Origin of the sequence: Dokdonia ponticola (assembly GCF_042653865.1) — a bacterium.
Lineage (GTDB): Bacteria > Bacteroidota > Bacteroidia > Flavobacteriales > Flavobacteriaceae > Dokdonia > Dokdonia ponticola.
On sequence record NZ_JBHSFV010000004.1, the window covers coordinates 291,030 to 308,659 of the forward strand.

Annotated in this window: 13 protein-coding genes; 9 read left to right on the forward strand and 4 right to left on the reverse strand. The window is 30.5% G+C overall.

The window, feature by feature from the left end; genetic code table 11:
• Window positions 1-21: 21 nt before the first annotated feature.
• From ACFO3O_RS09215 to ACFO3O_RS09230, 4 genes are read right to left on the reverse strand one after another with little or no spacing between them, the layout of a single operon-like run.
• Window positions 22-852, reverse strand: coding sequence for a hypothetical protein (locus ACFO3O_RS09215; protein ID WP_379978309.1), 831 nt, complete (start codon window positions 850-852; stop codon window positions 22-24).
• 13 nt (window positions 853-865) lie between these two features.
• Window positions 866-1,366: a hypothetical protein gene (locus ACFO3O_RS09220; RefSeq protein WP_379978310.1), complete on the reverse strand. Its 501-nt coding sequence runs from the start codon at window positions 1,364-1,366 to the stop codon at window positions 866-868.
• Between the two features lie 13 nt (window positions 1,367-1,379).
• On the reverse strand, window positions 1,380-7,910 hold the full coding sequence (locus tag ACFO3O_RS09225) for an RHS repeat-associated core domain-containing protein (protein WP_379978311.1): 6,531 nt from the start codon (window positions 7,908-7,910) through the stop codon (window positions 1,380-1,382).
• 23 nt (window positions 7,911-7,933) lie between these two features.
• Window positions 7,934-9,046 (reverse strand): T9SS type A sorting domain-containing protein, encoded by a 1,113-nt coding sequence (locus ACFO3O_RS09230; protein ID WP_379978312.1) that lies wholly within the window; start codon window positions 9,044-9,046, stop codon window positions 7,934-7,936.
• A gap of 546 nt (window positions 9,047-9,592) precedes the next feature.
• On the opposite strand from ACFO3O_RS09230, the gene ACFO3O_RS09235 reads away from it, so the two are divergent.
• The 9 genes from ACFO3O_RS09235 to ACFO3O_RS09275 all read left to right on the forward strand — a co-directional run bounded on the left by ACFO3O_RS09235 (window position 9,593) and on the right by ACFO3O_RS09275 (window position 17,625).
• Window positions 9,593-9,715 carry a hypothetical protein gene (locus ACFO3O_RS09235; protein WP_379978313.1) on the forward strand — a complete coding sequence of 41 codons (123 nt, stop codon included), beginning with the start codon at window positions 9,593-9,595 and terminating at the stop codon, window positions 9,713-9,715.
• Window positions 9,705-10,427 carry a hypothetical protein gene (locus tag ACFO3O_RS09240; RefSeq protein ID WP_379978314.1) on the forward strand — a complete coding sequence of 241 codons (723 nt, stop codon included), beginning with the start codon at window positions 9,705-9,707 and terminating at the stop codon, window positions 10,425-10,427. Before ACFO3O_RS09235 ends, ACFO3O_RS09240 begins: the two co-directional genes overlap by 11 nt.
• 11 nt (window positions 10,428-10,438) lie before the next feature.
• Window positions 10,439-11,185 carry a response regulator gene (locus ACFO3O_RS09245; RefSeq protein ID WP_379978315.1) on the forward strand — a complete coding sequence of 249 codons (747 nt, stop codon included), beginning with the start codon at window positions 10,439-10,441 and terminating at the stop codon, window positions 11,183-11,185.
• A gap of 220 nt (window positions 11,186-11,405) precedes the next feature.
• A complete protein-coding gene (locus ACFO3O_RS09250; RefSeq protein WP_379978316.1) occupies window positions 11,406-11,912 on the forward strand; it encodes a DinB family protein in 507 nt (168 codons plus the stop codon).
• Between the two features lie 301 nt (window positions 11,913-12,213).
• The gene (locus ACFO3O_RS09255) at window positions 12,214-12,711 is read left to right on the forward strand and encodes a DinB family protein (RefSeq protein ID WP_379978317.1); all 498 of its coding nucleotides are present in this window, start codon (window positions 12,214-12,216) and stop codon (window positions 12,709-12,711) included.
• A 3,135-nt stretch (window positions 12,712-15,846) separates the two neighbouring features.
• The gene (locus ACFO3O_RS09260) at window positions 15,847-16,320 is read left to right on the forward strand and encodes a hypothetical protein (protein WP_379978318.1); all 474 of its coding nucleotides are present in this window, start codon (window positions 15,847-15,849) and stop codon (window positions 16,318-16,320) included.
• A gap of 66 nt (window positions 16,321-16,386) precedes the next feature.
• A complete protein-coding gene (locus ACFO3O_RS09265) occupies window positions 16,387-16,932 on the forward strand; it encodes a hypothetical protein (RefSeq protein WP_379978319.1) in 546 nt (181 codons plus the stop codon).
• A gap of 93 nt (window positions 16,933-17,025) precedes the next feature.
• Window positions 17,026-17,190: a hypothetical protein gene (locus ACFO3O_RS09270; RefSeq protein WP_379978320.1), complete on the forward strand. Its 165-nt coding sequence runs from the start codon at window positions 17,026-17,028 to the stop codon at window positions 17,188-17,190.
• 84 nt (window positions 17,191-17,274) lie between these two features.
• On the forward strand, window positions 17,275-17,625 hold the full coding sequence (locus ACFO3O_RS09275) for a recombinase family protein (RefSeq protein WP_379978321.1): 351 nt from the start codon (window positions 17,275-17,277) through the stop codon (window positions 17,623-17,625).
• The last annotated feature ends 5 nt before the right edge of the window (window positions 17,626-17,630 follow it).

The window sequence follows — 17,630 nt, forward strand, 5'->3', positions numbered from 1 at the left end:
ATTCAAAAGCATTAAAATTATTTATTCAATCCATTCTAAATATATTTCTATATCATACCCGTTTTCTTGATTTTCAGTAAATCGAATACTTTCTGGGCGTTCTGAAGAATAGTCAGAAACATTAAATACAGGAACATTATTAGTTCCATCTTCAATTACAGAAACAAAAATACCTTCATCATAATTGACAACTCCTGGATCATCATCTAAAACATCTATACGCACTTCTTTATCTATGCCTACATAAATGTTTAAGCTACTTAAATCCCAAAATAATTCCTCTGAAACATTTTCAACAATTGATGTAAGATGTAATATGCTTGCATTTCCACCTTGATAGCTGCAATCTTCCTTTCCTAAAAGGACTAATACATCAGCTAGTCTATTAGGGTCGCCTTCATTATATTCATTATCCCAAGTCTCATTAATATTAAAAAAAGAATAAACTCTTATTCCATTAATTTTCACAGGAGTTCCTATAGATACATTAAAATTTAAAGATGACACTATTGTTTCTCCAGATGTAAACTGAGTTCTTGTAGATACATTATTATTACCTATCTCACGAAAACTAATGCATATTTCTCTTTCCGTATTCCCTGCAAGATTAAAAATTGAACTTGTTTCAAAATTATTTGAAGAAACTTCCACTGTTTCGATAGGTAAATTACTTGAAAGCATAACCATTACTTCTTCATCTATTACAATTGAACCTATATCACTTATTAAAGAAACATTAGGAACAATAGGAGTCTCATCATCATTATTATTCATCACTACAGGTTCTTCATCTGTAGATGAACAAGAAAAAAAAGCTAATAAAACAAAGTAGAGCAAAGTTTTTTTTAACATAATAATATTTTAATTAGGATATAGATAATTCTTTTGGTGTTTGATTAATTAATTGATCAAGGTCAAAGTCAATAATTGGAGGGTAATTAATTTCAATTATCATACCTCCATTTTTTAAGTAAGTTAGTAGATTACTATATAGAAACTTTAAATTCATTAAATGCATTCCTCCTGTGTAAATTCGAGCTATTTCTGGCATAGTTCTAATATGCTCAAGAGATGCTAATAACTCGATATATGGTTTAGGAAAATCATTAATTTTAGTAGTTAATTCAGAATCATTAAAATAGTTATTAATAGAGATATTTAATTCGACAATTTCTAAATATTCTTGCAGAGTTAATTTACTATTTATTTTAGCTAACCATTTTTTAGAATCTATTGCTTCTAGGGGAAATCCAATATTTTTCACATCGTTATACGCCTTTAAAGAATTACAATTTATTCTGAATAATTCTCCAGTGCCAATCTCTATTATATGTTTTCTATTTTCATTCTCTAATATAATTTCCATAATATTATTTTAGTTAAAACCATTTCCATATTTTGAAATGTACCTTAAAAGGACTTGAAGATAAATCTAATGGAGCTCCGTTAGTTATTATTCTTGCAGCATTCCCAGTTCCTCCCAGATAACCGCCTGGTATATTACTTAACTGACTTCTAGGAACAAGAAATTCTACATAAGCCCCTCTTGCAAACTGACCCACCTCAACATTTTTTGGATTAAGAAATGGAGCTACTTCTACATCTACACCGTAAGGTGCTCCTCGTGAAGGATTAATTAATTTTGATTTATCAATAATCTTTAATGCATCTCTACCTGTATGATGCCTTACAGCAACTAATTCATCAGCTAACTGAAACGTATCTCTTCCATCTATTCCCTTTACAACTTCATATGTTGCCTGAGGCTTATTTATTTTTACAGGTTCTATTGTATTTGTATTGGGGGTTTTAGGAGAACTAGCTGGGTTTGTGGAATTTGCTCCATCATCAACAGTTGATAAGGGAGTTGCATCTTCTGGCTGCAAACTACTAACTGTAGACACTTTAGGATTAGATAGAGATTTTCCTGTCCATATACTATGACCTTTGGGTGTTAAAATCCCTCCTATAGTTCCCCCAATAACGAACCCTAATGCAGCTCCAGAGACAGCTCCTATTATCGTGTTTCTTAAAAAATTATCTGGATTACCTCCTGGTAATAGACTCATTAAGCCTCCAGTAATAGCTCCAGAAACAAAGCCTCCAGCAGCAGCCGAAAGACCTCCGCCTAAAATACCTCCAGTAATCCCCGCTGAAGCTAAGATTGGCGCGACAGCGAAACCGACGGCGACTCCTACACCTCCCGCTATACCTCCAATAACTGCACCACCAAAAACACCTATTAGGGTTTTACCGCTACTCCAGTTCCATTTTAAAGGATTAAAATTTCCATCGTTAGCCTGTACACCTCCAAAATATGCTCCAGCAAGTGCTCCAACACCAATACCTATAAGGAGTGCTGCCGTGAAAATAATCTCACCAGATGGGTCTGATAATAATAAAGGATTATTCCACACATAACTATATCTGTTAAAACTTTGAGTGTTATAAGGATCTTGAATAAAATTATCTGGATTTAAAAATCTTCCTAAGCTAGAATCGTATAGTCGACCATTCATTTGGATTAATCCAGCTTCAAACAGATGTTCATGACCTGTAAATCCTCTACCTAATATTGATTCATTATCAAAATTTGAATTACCATTTATACTTAAAAATTTATCTACAGTACCCCATGCACCATATTGTGCTTGCTCTAAGAGTTCTCCGTTTTCTCCTGATATACCCAGAATACTACCTAAATAATCACGGTGTAAATAATTAAATTCATTTGTGATTTCAGCGCTTTCTTGTTTAGTTATATGGACAATGGGAGCATTATATTGATCACCTGCTATATAGGTAAGTATTTTAGTACTTCCAGTTTCCTGATCTATTACAATTTCAATAGGAGCAATAGCTGAATATCGTCTAATGTAACGTCTTTCTAAAATATCATTACTATTTCCTCCATAATAAGCTACAGATCTTTCCATTAAAGGACTATACTCATAATTTATCTTACCTTGTCCCTGTTCTTTTATACTTACAGGCTTTTTAAAAGAGTTATAAGTAATTATTTGCTGTATTCGTTGTTGATAAAACAAGTCCCCCTGATTATTAAGATTTACTTGAGTCAAACCATATGGATTATTTGATTGACCGTATTGATATTTTCCTACAAGAGTATTATCTGCTATTCTTCCGCGATCATCATATTCGTGTTCTCTAGCAGCGGGTCCAATTATTTCGGTCAATCTATCAAGATTATCATGAGTAAAAGTCTCTTCCCAATTATCAAAGACTTTATTCTCTCTACTTATTAATAATCCCCTAAAAGAGTTCCACTCATACTCCATATGCATTGCTGGAGTAGCTCCTTGTACTAGCGGAGTAACATCTAGTATTTTAGTTGTATTACCATATTGGTCATACTCTTTAGTTTTTCTTAAACCATTACCTAAATCAACTTTTGTCTCTAATGCTAAAGCATTTTTTTCAACTAACTTCCACAATAATTCATTGGTGGTAGATTCTCTTAATTCCACCAAAATTCCTGAATTATCGTATATTTTTGTTACTGAAACGTTATTGCTTAAACCAGTATTAAATTCATTAGTTGAAAACGACAATGATGACGTTCTTCCTAAATTGTCGTATTGTTTCACGGAGGTATATTGAGCCCCATCGGTAATTTCTGTAGTTTCACTTAACCTAGAGAAATTATCGTATAAATAATTATATATGTATGATTTATTATTTAAATTATCTATACCATTTATAGAAACCAAATTCTTAGTTAAATTATCATATAAGTAATCTAAACTAAATGACGCATAGTCACCAACTATTTCTTTATTTGTTAATAAACCATTATTATCATAAGTATAATTTACTGATCCCTTAGGGTTAGTTTCATTAATGATCTCTCCATAGATATTATACTCATACGTGTATGATCCTGCACTCGGATCAGTGAGAGAAGCTTTTCTTCCCCATCCATCTATTGTTGTTGTAATAATATTATCTTCATAATGAGCTTCTCTTAGTACTCCGTTTGGAAAATATTGATATCTAACTGTTCCTCCGTCATCAGTTCTTAAAACAACATTACCTAATACATCTTTAGTTGATGTGATATTCCTAACACCATCATCGGTGGTTATAGTTAGTCCATCATAATAAGAATTAATTGTTCTGTTGTTTGGATCAGTTTTGGATATTAACCTTCCATATTGATCATATAATACATTAGTCCATAGGGCAGCGCTTTCATTTTCAAAATATGGAACACTTTCTCTTTTTATCCTACCCGAAACATCAAATTCAGTATCTTGAACTATCCATTTATTATTAAAACTTTTTGATTGCGTTTTTATCTCTAAACCAAACACATTTGTCCAATTTTTATAATCTGGCTTATTAGGATAATCAATATAAGTAGTATACGTTGTATTATTACCTGAAAGAATCTCTTTATTGTAAAAGTACTTTGTTTCATTTCCTAAGTAATCTACTTTTATCAATGGTCTATCCCATCCATCATAAGTAAATGTTTCTGAATTATCGTACGGATCTATAGTACTTATTACAGTTCCGCGTGTTATATCGAAATTATATGTAGTTTCTAAACCTTTAGAATCTCTAGATTTAATTAAAAACCTTCCTGAATTGTCGTAGAAAAAACGTTCTTCTCTAGGAGTTACTCCTGATCCAGAAACTGTTTTTATGGTAATATTTCCATATAAATCATGAGATAATGTTTCAGTCAACCAAGGAGTATTGACTCCCTTTCTCTTTATAATTTTCAGTATATTATTTGAATAAGTATATTCTTCCTCATTACTAAAGTACTGACCGTATAATTGATTTTCAACTTTTTTACTAAGACTCCTACCTACATGATACAAATAATCAGAATGACTAGAATTATTACTGTATGTATAAGTACTTCGTGTGTAGCCAATTATTGGGTATGTTCTTAAAAGTTGAGTTATATTATTATACGAGTTATAAGTATAAGTATCTACAATAGTATGATAACCCTCTAAACCATTTATAGTTGAAATAGAACTTGGAAAGTTTGCAAATACCTTATTACTACTTAAACTAGTTACGTAATTATATTCTTTTTTACTTGAAAACTGACTGGGAGAATTACTTAAAGATGATGAGACCCATTCTTCCACTACAGCACCACGTTTTGACATATCCTGCCTAGAACCACTTATCAATATTGGAACTCCATCACCATACCAATTTGAGCGTTTAGTATACTCATAACCCATAAACCCCAGTCCAGCAGTATTAATTACAGCATTTTCATAATAAAAATCTTGCTGTTGTGTCATCCCACTTCCAGTTCTTATAGCTCTTTCAACCAGTCTTAAACTAGGCGCTACTTGAATATCAACAAAAGGATACTCTTTTTGCACATCAGATGTATAAAAAGAGGGCGCGTCACCATTTACATTATCTGCTGTTAAATTTTTATATTCTATATCAGTTGTTAATCCATCATTTGTAATCCTAGTTAACTCTGTGTCAACTTTATGGTCTTTATTAAATTTATATCCAAAAACTCTATTCTGGATAATATATCCATACTCTAGGTTTCCATTACCTCCGTGACCTTCGGTAAAAATAGGTATGCCAAACTTGGCCATTCCATTATTAGTATCTGATATACTACCAGTAAGTTGAAAATATGGTGTCAAACTAGCAGAATCATAACTATTGGAATATAATTTCATTCTTTCACTAACAATATCTGTAGAATTCCAAGGAGAAACAACTTCATGATATAAAATATCTGTCTTACCATCACCATTAAAGTCCTGAGAAAGATATTTATATTCATATAATGGATTTGACATAGAAATACCATTTACATTATATGTCCCGATTACTAATTCACTCTTTTTGTAAGGAATATTAATGTCTTTTGTGTATTTATGAAAAGTAGTTCCTTTAGATAAGAAAAAACGCCAATCTTCACTATTTTCATTAGTAACAGTTGCAAAATCAAATTTACCATCTCCATTAAAATCTCCCGATATAAGTGGTTTTTCTAGATCAATATAACTATCAGACGTATAAGCAATTTGATTGATTGAAGTTCCATCGTTATTCAAAGAATATACACGAATAGAACCGTTTCTAATATGAATTAAATCTGTTTTTCCATCGCCGTTGAAATCGGTACCTAATAATTGATCTTCACTAGGGTTAATTCTTGAAATTAGTGTACCGACATTAACAGCAGTATCTCCAGTAATACTTCTATCTAAATTAATAAAATATACAGGTGAATTTCCTAGATTTACTGAATCTTGCTCACATATACATTCTTCATATTGACTATATGGGTCCTCTACTCCATTACAGTTAGTTACATAATGCTTTATAGGAATAGCAAAAACGTCGGTAAGTCCGTCCCCATTAAAATCACCCGAAATATATTGTTTTTTTATTTTTCGATCATTAGGTCCTGGAGGTGATCCATAATCACAGTTATAATTGCCTTCTGGTCCTATTGGAAAAGTATATGCTTTTTCATATTGAAAAAACAGACCAGACCCATATAAATAATTTTTAAACCTAACAGTTGAGTTAGTTGCTTCTACAGCTTCACTGACAAGAGTAATTGCTTGATTTTGAAGGTTTTTATTTTGATGATTAAGAATTGAGCTGAAAAACAATTCATCAAATCCTAAATTAATAGTTTGACCTAGTTCTTGATTGCCAGAATCGCCAAAGACACTATTAAATAAGTGAAAATTAGTCTTATTAGAACCTCTTCTAAATACAATCATATCTTGATGCCCATCAGCATCAAAATCTCCCATTCTTATATCATCCTCTCTACTATCAACTCCAGGAAAGATCGAACTATATTCTTCATTAATCCTTGTAATAGAAGTAGAGGAAGTTCCGTAGGTAAAATATATTGGAGGAAAAGAGTTATTATTTCTATTTGTCTCTTGAATATTACTTATCCTTTCATACCCTAAGCTAGTAGTGCTATGCTGAAGAGTATACTTCCTAAATATTTGTCCACCAGAATAAATTTCTACCCTATCAAGTATTTCATCCCTTTTAAAAGTTTGACTAGCAATATAACTTAATTGTGGTCTAACTCTATTTTTATAAATAAATCTAACTTCATTTGGAGATATTGTGCTTCCTTTTGATCCGTATTTAATTGAATTAATTCTTAATAAATTATTAGATATAGCATAATCATATTGAATAAAGTTTCCTTGCGGATCAACTTTTTTGTGAACTGCCCACTCTAATTTACCTCTTGAGTTACCTGCTAATCCATAATATGCTAAAGCCCCATCTGGATATTGAACCTTAAAATATGAAGGTGCTCCACTTACATTACCTAAGGCAGTAATTTTAATATTACTATAATTTTCAGTTTCATAAACAGAATTAGCTGCACCATATATGCCACTCTTGAGCATTAATCGTTGCCCATCAAGAACGTAGCGATCATTTCCATCGAGATCAACACCATCAACATACCCATCATGAAATTTAGTTGTTCCTATTCTAGTTATAGTTGATAACCCCGTTATATTCCAACCCCAACCAGGAATACCTTCCCCAGCTTGACTATTGTAAACTAATCCTACAGCAGGTCCTATATCTCTAATTCCTTGAGGCAATGTAAACGGAATTGTATACGATGCCGCTCCACTTGGAGCTACACTAAATTCGGCAGCTGTTCTTCCTGCATTTTCAGATGATGTATTTGTAGAAGTTGATGGTGCAACTAAACGTGTATAAATTTTATCCGCTTCATAAGGAACCTCATCTAACTCTACCACTGTAGTTTTTGAATTTCTTACCCGTATTAGCTCACCATTAATTTGTTCCCCATTATACAATAAGGAATTATCTTGAGCGCTTCCAACAAAGGATAATAAAAAAAGTGATGTAAAAAGTAATAATTGACGCATATTTACTAAATTTTTCAGTTATTTTAATCTTTTATTATTCTTTTTGAAATGAATTCTCCGTTTTCAAAATGAACATGTACTATATATACCCCAGACGGATTATCAGTAATATCCATCTGTACAGTGGTAGTCTTTTTGTTTGAATAAGAAGAAATTACTCTACCATTAAGATCATAGATATATATCTCACTTGTCAATTCATTCCTTTCTCCAAGATATATATTAAAAACACCTTTTGTTGGATTTGGATTTATACTCAATTTTCCTAAAAATACTGGCTCTTCTTCTAAAATATCTATATTATTATTTACTAGTTTTTCTTCCTCTACTTCTTTATTAATGGTAGATCTCATACAATTTGTTCCAAAGGCGCAGTAATATCTAGCAATTTGATTGCCCGAGGCATCGTAATTAAACGTTAGAGTAGATTCTTGATTTATCTCTAACAATTCAAGAATAGTTGGTTCTTGTCCATTTACCTCTTCTAATCTAGGATTCATAAAATATTGACGGTCATTTATATTAACGTCATAATATAAATAAGCTCGATGACTAACACTTGTAGCGGTAGAAGAAAACTTAAAATCAGTAACTGTTAAGTTTTGTACTTGTAACCCTGTTAAACCATCATATATAGCTCCAGTAGCTAAGCCCCAACCACCTGAAGCACTATAATCCTTATGATGCACATAACCAATAAGCAAATACCATCTATCTAATTCGGGTAAATCACCAGTCCAGAAATAGGGATTGTTATTTACAGTGTTGTTTAAGGATAAAATTCCATTTGTACGTAGACATCCAAAATATGTCTTACCGTCATGAGAATTAGTTTTTTTTATCCATACTGCAAAACGATAAGTTTTAGTATTATCAATAGATGTAGATGAAGCATTCCAACCTCCGTCTGCATTATTGTCTACATCATTTCTTGCTTCCCATAATATAGTCTCTCTACCTAAGTGATCTTCCCCTAAAACTCTCCAGTTTTCTGATGAAGAACCATTTACATAATATCCTGTCACACTTCCTGATCCTAAAGTCCAAGATGCAGTATCCATTAAATTTTGGGCTTTTGTAGAGTTGACTATAAAAATAAAAAATAGAGATGCAAGATTTAAAAATTTAATATTCATATACTTATATATTAATACTTTAACAAACCATTGTTAAAAATTTATTATTCCAATAGGAAATATATTTAATGTTAGTTATCAAAGTTAATTGGTAACTGATTCAAATAATTATTATAAAACTTGATTGAACATAACACCATATTTTTAAATATTCGTTTAAGGAGTTGTAAATGTTAAATATGATTTAAATCAAAAAAACTATACTTAATAGTGCATAATATTTTTCTGAAAAAATTTATGGTAGTTATATAATTATTATTATTTCAATTGTTAAATTTAGAAAAATACTATTCACTATTATGGTTTAGAATAATCTTTTCGAGAGTAATACAGCTCATTTTTAAATTTTGGATAAAAATATTTTAAAAACATCAATTAAGCACAATCAAAATGAATAAATATTAACTTATTTCGATTGTGCTTATATTACTTATATTTTGTATATGTTATTTAAAATTATGGTTTTGCCGTAAAAAAATGGAGGTTTTATTAAACCGATTCTATAGTTTTTTCTTATATATTTATTTTTACTAAAACATAATGATCATGGCAAAAAAACCAGATAACGGAAGAACACAAGAAGACTCAAGCGAGGAGTCTAAAAAAGAAAAGGATATTAATTCTGAAATTAATAAAGAAGAAAATACCCAATCAAAAAATGAAGATTAAAACCTACATAGGTTTGTTTTTTATTTTATCTACTATTGTATTAAATCATGTAGATGTTATATTCCCAACTTTTACTGAAATCGTAATTTTTGGGAATACTTTTTCTATTTTGAAAGGTTTTAGTTCAACAGATATAATATGGACAGTTGTTCAAAAACTTAATCTTGTTTTCTTTGCTTTTGGAGTTCTCTTTTTATTTCCTTTTGATAACATCAAGAAAAATTTTACTCAACTTTTTATAATTATTGCTTTAGTGAGTATTATTATTATGAATGCTTTTTTAGCTGTAGCTGCTATACATGATTATATTGACGGATTTGGAGATGGTTTGTTTAGGATAACAAGCTTTGTGATGATCGCAATAGTTTTACTTATTGTTGTAATTATTTTAAAGCTCAATAATGTAATAAATAGTCATCGCAAAGAAGTAATGCAACTTAAATCTGATTTAGACACTAGAGTCAATGCTTTACGTAAAAAAGAAGAGAAGTTAAAACAATTCAAGTCCATGGTAAATTCTAAAGCTGATTCTATTGAAGCAGCTCAGCATGAAATTATAAAAAAAGTAGAAGCATTAGAAGTTTTACCATTGTTTATAAGCGTTTATGATAATATGGATAATTGGACACGACATTCTAGGCATAAAGCTCAAAAAATATATTTTCAAATAGATAAACAATTAAAAGATTTGGAAGCTATTCGATTTGAATAATAAATAAAAGAATGAAAAGGGGAAAGATTGAAATACATAATCAACTAAGGTCAAAATATACTAAAATACCTGCACCTGAATCTAATACAAACAAATTAAAAGTCCTTATTATTGAGGATCATCCTTTAGTACAAAAGGAATTAGCTAAAACGCTTATCAAACTCAATGAGGAGCAGGAGGACTATTTCTTTTCAATGGATATGGCTTTTAATTGTGAAGAAGCTTTTATTTATTTAAATCAAAATAGTTCAAAATATGATATTGTCGTTTTAGATATTAAATTAACTCCTTATCCACCCAAAAAATTATTCTCTGGTGAAGATATAGCTATTTGGATGAAAGAACATTTAAATCCAATACCTAAGATTATTATTATTACCTATATTAATGATAGACAACGTATAGAAGATATACTTAAAACGCTAAATCCTGACGGACTAATAATCAAAGATGATATAGCCTGCAATACTTTATTAGATGCTATCAGAAATACCTTTGAGACACATCCTTTTTATTCTAATTCTGTTTCTACAATTGCAAGAAGCCTTATATACAACAACTTAAATCTAGAAGAATTAGACAAACAATTATTATATGAACTTTCTTGCGGTTCTACAACAAAGGAACTTGTAGAATTACTATGTATATCTGTAAGTTCAATACAAAAAAGAAAAAGCAAGCTAATGGATTTTTTTGATATAAAAACTAATAGTACTAGGGATTTAATACTCACAGCTAAAGAAAAAGGATTTCTTTAGTAAAAAATATTGAATTTATTATAATCAAAATAAGTTTTTTTTAACTCATTTCAATTACTTCCTTCTCTATATACTTCAATAATTTAGCCTTAAATGAAAAGGCTAAAACACTCAATTCCCATTTCACTCCTTTATAAAAGTAGGATACAATATCCATTGTAATAGATATAAGCGCACCACACTTGTATTAAAAACTTTGGATGTATCCTAACACTATTAAATGTATATAAATATGATGGTAGATTATTACTCGCAACAATTAGAAGCTATCAATTATGAAGCATTGTGGATAGGAAATAATGTAATGGAGAAGATTGGAGGGTTATCAGAAAAAACAGCCTTTATACAACCCATTCCAGAAATTCATAGTGTAGCAGAACTTATTGCTCATATGACGTCATTACAGATAGAGGTAGCTAATAAGATTCGAGAAAGACACAGTATACAACAAAAATACCAACCTAATTATTGGCGCTCTAATGAGGAACTTAAAACTATTGGCTGGAAACAACTTAAAGAAGAATATGAAACAAGTATTGTTCATTTAAGCCTCTATATATGGGACAAACCAGATTCTTTTTTAAAAGAGACTTATACAGAAGACAATCATAAGACTGACTATCCTTTTGGGTATGCTTTAGAAGGAGTAATTCATCATATCTTGTATCATTTGGGGCAGATAGGAATAACAATAAAGCTATTGATTGCAAAAGAATTACATGTATAGATTCTAAAAGAATGTATTAATTGCTAGTAAAACGATTAATTATGATTTGATTGATAGTTTGAACACTCTATGAAACTAGTTGATAATTTAAAATATTAGTTACTTAATCAATTTTTTTTGATACTATATCCTTTAAGTCTGTCTTTTTAGGGGAAGAAAGTAGCTTATTGGGTATAGTTTCTTATCGAGCTTTTCACCCTGAGAAAGTAGGACTATCTACCCATTACATCCATAGTAATTGCACCACATTTTCGACTGGAGTTTTGGGTATAGTTCTATGATAAAAAAAGAAAGTACACATATGACAATACAGTATTATGCACAACAATTAGAAGCCATCAATTACAAAGCATTATGGGTGGGGCAAAATATGATGGAAAAAATAGAGGGTATTTCGGAGCATACCGCCTTTATACGTCCTATACCAGAGCTTCATAGTGTCGCAGAGATTATAGGACACATGATAGCTTTAAACATAGATGTAATTAATAAATTTAAAATACATTTTAAATTACAACAAATCTATCAACCTGAGCATTGGCGTTCTAATGAAGAACTTAAAACTATTGGATGGAAACAATTAAAAGAAGACTATGAGAAAAGTATTCTATCCATCATTGTTCTTATTGGAGATAAAGATGATTCATTATTAGAAAAGACATATACAGAAAATCATCATAGAAGTGTCAACCCTTTTGAATTTGCCTTAGAGGGTGTAATTCATCATACGTTGTATCATTTAGGACAACTAGGCATTACGATCAAACTCCTTATTAGAAAAGAGCTTCATGTATCTTAACCAAATTCAGAGTGGTTTATCAAATTAAAAATAGAATATAAATTCTTAATCTGATTGTGATATTGTACCGAATAATAGATTTCTATTATACCACGTGAAGGCCATAATTAGTATCCAGCACCATTTAACAACGTTACATGCGTAACGTTGTTTGTTTAAAAAAACCATAATAATAAAATGATTATAATACGATAAAAAAATGGTTTTGACCTTTATAATATTTAACGTAACCCATAACTCATGCTAAGCATGAGTCATGGGTTATCCTTAGCATAAGTCATGGGTTACCCTTAGCGTGAGTCATGGGTTACCCTTAGCATGAGTCATGGGTTACCCTTAGCATGAGTCATAGGTTACCCTTAGCATAAGTCATGGGTTACTTTTAGCATGAGTCATGGGTTATTCTTAGAATGGGGCACGGGTTACCCTTAGAATAAGTTATGCTCTAAGAAAAAAACATACTAGAATATGATTAATAAAAACCTTTTATGAAGTGATTTTAAGTCGATGGAAAAAACTTGTAACGCCTATTTATTTAGAAAACGAGGGTATTCACTAAAGTGCAATCATCTTAAACATGAGAAATTCCTCATAGATCAGCTTTTTTACAAAAACTAGGCTTGCTTCCGCAATTCTTTATAAAAGTAGAAAAAACTTCCAATGCCTATTTCTATTGAAAACGAGAGTGTTCATTAAAGTGCAGTCTTCTTAAACTAGAGAACATTCTAATTAAGGTAATATTTTAATGAAAATTAGGCTTACTACTGCAATACCATATAAAAGTAGCAAAAACTTCCATAGCTGTTTCTTTAGAAAAACAGGTAGGTATCCCTTAAAGAATGTAACCCTTAAGAGAGTGATCGTATTGAAAGAATACTTTTTCTAATAAAAATCGCTCTACCTCTGAAGTTTTCTAAGCAAGTAGCAGAAACTTCCACAGCCTTTTTCTTTAGAAAACGAGGGTACTCCTTTAAGAACAAACCTCTTAAATTAGAGAGCATCCTGATAGAACAGCCTTTTTTAAATAAAAACTGTACCTCGTCCTGCAATTCCTTATAAAACTAGCAAAAACTTCCAAAGCCTTTTTCTCTAGAAAACGAGGGTGCTGACTAAAGAACACACCTCTTAAATGAAAGGTCATCCTCTTAGAATAGCCTTTTTTATAAAAAACTATACTTCCTTCTGCAATCTCCTATAAAACTAGAAAAAACTTCCAATGCCTTTTTCTTTAGAAAACGAGGTGCTGACTAAAGAACAAACCTCTTAAATGAGAGAACATCATGACAGAACAGCCTTTTTAATAAAAACTGTACCTCCGCATGCGATTCCTTATAAAAAACTAGCAAATATTTCCAAGAGCAGGTTTCTTAAGAAAAACAGCTCTACTGATATTAAAACAGTTTTTTGCGGTTCTCAATTTCACACTCTAATTTTTACTACCTTTTTTACTAAAGTAATATCTTTTTTTCTGAACAAAACAGCTCTATTGATATCAAAACAGGTTTTTGAAGTTCTCAATTTTACACACTAATTTTCGCTACTCTTTTTCTAGAGCGTCATCTTTTTTTCTGAACAAAATAGCTTTATTGATATCAAAACGGGTTTTTTAAGCACTTGATTTTACACGCTAATTTTTACTACTCTTTTTCTAAAGCATTATCTTTTTTTCTGAACAAAACAGCTTTATTGATATCAAAACAGGTTTTTTAAGCACTTGATTTTACACGCTAATTTTTACTACTGCTTTTCTAAGTATTATCTTTTTTTCTGAACAAAACAGCTCTATTGATATCAAAACAGGTTTTTTAAGCACTTGATTTTACACGCTAATTTTTACTACTCTTTTTCTAAAGCATTATCTTTTTTTCTGAACAAAACAGCTCTATTAATATCAAAACAGGTTTTTTAAGCACTTGATTTTACACGCTAATTTTTACTACTGCTTTTCTAAGTATTATCTTTTTTTTCTGAACAAAACAGCTCTATTGATATCAAAACAGGTTTTTGGAGTTCTCAATTTTACACTCTAATTTACGCTACTCTTTTTCTAGAGCGTCATCTTTTTTTCTGAACAAAACAGCTCTATTGATATCAAAACAGGTTTTTGGAGTTCTCAATTTTGCATTCTAATTTTCACTACTCTTTTTCTAAAGCATCATCTTTTTTTCTGAACAAAATAGCTCTATTGATATCAAAACAGGTTTTTATAATCTAGCTTAAAACGATACTTCACTCTTAAAAAAGAAAATGTATTTACCAACCATTATTAGACTTTGGTACTTTTTGCGAATTTCAATCTATTCTTAATCATTAAGTTAGATTTTTGTTTTGTCACTTTACCAAAGTCGCGCCAAGGTTTTTCTACTTCTTTATACAAACTTTGCCACTAGAACGAACAAAGAAGGTTAGAGAGTGCATCCTTCTTTTTTAAAAAAGACTTAAAAAAATGCGCTATTTATCAACTGATTAAAAAATGAAGAAAAACGTATTATCAAATTTAGATTGAAAAGCTAAAAGTCGTTGTCAGAAAAAAGCGATTTATTTAGAAACTATGGATTATGTGGTTAGGGCTTACTTACCAAGAAAAGTATATTAATAAAATAAATAGAGTACGAATGATAAATTAAAAATATAAGTGGCTTTGTTTAAATCGTTTTTTACGTGTAAAATTTTGAGTAGTAAAGCAAGTTTTACATTTAAAAAGCCCAAAAAATCAGTTTTTTCACTAAAAAAACACTCTTTTAAAACTTTTTTGGGTAGACCTAAGAGAGACACATGGTAAAAAATAAGATCAATTTTGAGTTGTCTAATAGTCAAATAATACTTGCTATTCAATTTATTCTTAAAATTAGAATACACTCCGTAACTATCTGTTTATTATCATTTAATGAGACTTGACTCTAATTGTCATTACTTCTTCGTTTTTGTTGTGGAGATTTTTAAAAAAAGAAAAAATATTCCATTATCAAAACTCTCTTTTTGTCAGGGGTACCAAACTTGCGACGCGGTTTTCCCATCTGTACGCTCAAACTTTGTCACCACTACGAACAAAGAAGGTTAGAAAGTGCATCCTTCTTTTTAAAGAAACCTTAAAAAAAATACACTATTTATGAATTGTTTAAAAGAAAAATGAAAATGAAAAAAAAGAGAAAGAAAAAACAAATACTCTACATTTTTGATCGTCAAAAATTAAAGCAGGCTATTAAACGGAAAAATAAAAATCGTCCTGATTTTAATAATAGAATAAAAAAAGGAAACCTTTTAACCCTATGTACTCTTTTTGAGAACTATCAAAACTTGCTGAATGAAAAAACTACTGGGCATACTTATGAGTACCCTTATTTTTGTAATGACATTTCCAAAATCGACATTGGTTCAGATACTATGCCAATGCTTTATGTTCATGCTCGTAAAATAGCTCAAGAGACAGGACAAGATGTAAAAACGATTAAAAATCATATTCGTCAGCTTAGACATAAATCAAATAATTTGATAACCATCGTTGATTATCGCACAGGATCTAGTTTTGGAGTAAAGATTCCCTATCACTATTTCATGAAAGTTTTAGTACTAAAACGAGATAGATCATTCCCACGAGATCACCTATAAATTACTTAAATGTAATTTATTTTAATTATATTCGTATCTGAATAATTAGTATGACTTTATTTTAGAATGATAGACAAGACATCTTTATCCTTAGATCAGATTATCAAAGTATGTTTGCAAAAACGCTTTAAAACGCTTGATTTACCCTTTGTCACGAATAGACAGCTTCATCATTGGAAAGCTACGGGGCTTTTAAATGATGAGCGCGAATTAGCATCTAGTGGTAAAAAGAACGAATTTGACTTCTTTGAAGTGGTATGGATTCGCTCAATTGTCTTAATGCGATCTTTTGGTATTGATAATTTGCTTATCGCGAAAGTGAATAGTGATATGTCAAATACAAGTCAAGGTAGTAACAGAGCATCACTATCCATATTTCAAAAACAGATCGCCGATACATTATTTGATGAACAAAACTGTTTTCTTGTTGTTTCAGAACAAGGAGATGGAAGACTTGTTTCAAAAAATGAGTATGCAAATATGGTCAAGGGTTCTATAGCGGAACACCATTTAAGTATAACCTTAAATATTCTAATTAAAGAAATGCTTTTGCTTTTAGATTTTGATAGCGATATTCAAAAGATCATAAAAGATTATTTAGATACGGAATAGAAGTAATGTAGGAAAGTGTCACACCTTTCACTGCAAGTATGGACAGAAGAACAGGTTTAAAAATCATGTTCCTTCAATTTACCTACTTATTCCATGTCAACAGAAAATACAAATACTGAGGTTTCAAAAGCCCTAAGTATTGAAGAATTAAGAAAATTCGACGGCTTTGATGATATTACAGACGAACAAGCTTTAGAGATTATAGAAACATTAAGGCAATTAGCTATAGTGATTATTAAAACATTTAAAAATAAGTAAGTCTATTACAGAATCATAAAAAATCAAAGTCGATTTTGTAAATGTCTGTATAGATAAAATTATAAGATTGCAGAAAAGAAAGATATGGGATCAGTAGTAAAAAAAGCAGTACTCTATACCAGAGTAGCTTCACAGGCGCAAAAAGATGTTAGTAAGGCTATTCAGATTCAAAAACAGCAATGTGAATCTTTAGCACTCCTAAAAGGAATTAATATCGCAGATAGTTTCAGCGATATTGGTATAAACAATGAAAAGGGATATACCACTGATTTCCAAAAACTACTGAACTATATAACAAAAGAAAAAGTGGACTATCTCTTAGTATATTCAAAAGATCGTATAAGCAGATCACCAAATACATATAAAGAAATTGAAAAGCAGTTAGAAACCTTTGGTGTAGAAATACTGCCCGTTGTCGTCTCACCAATTTTATAATATAA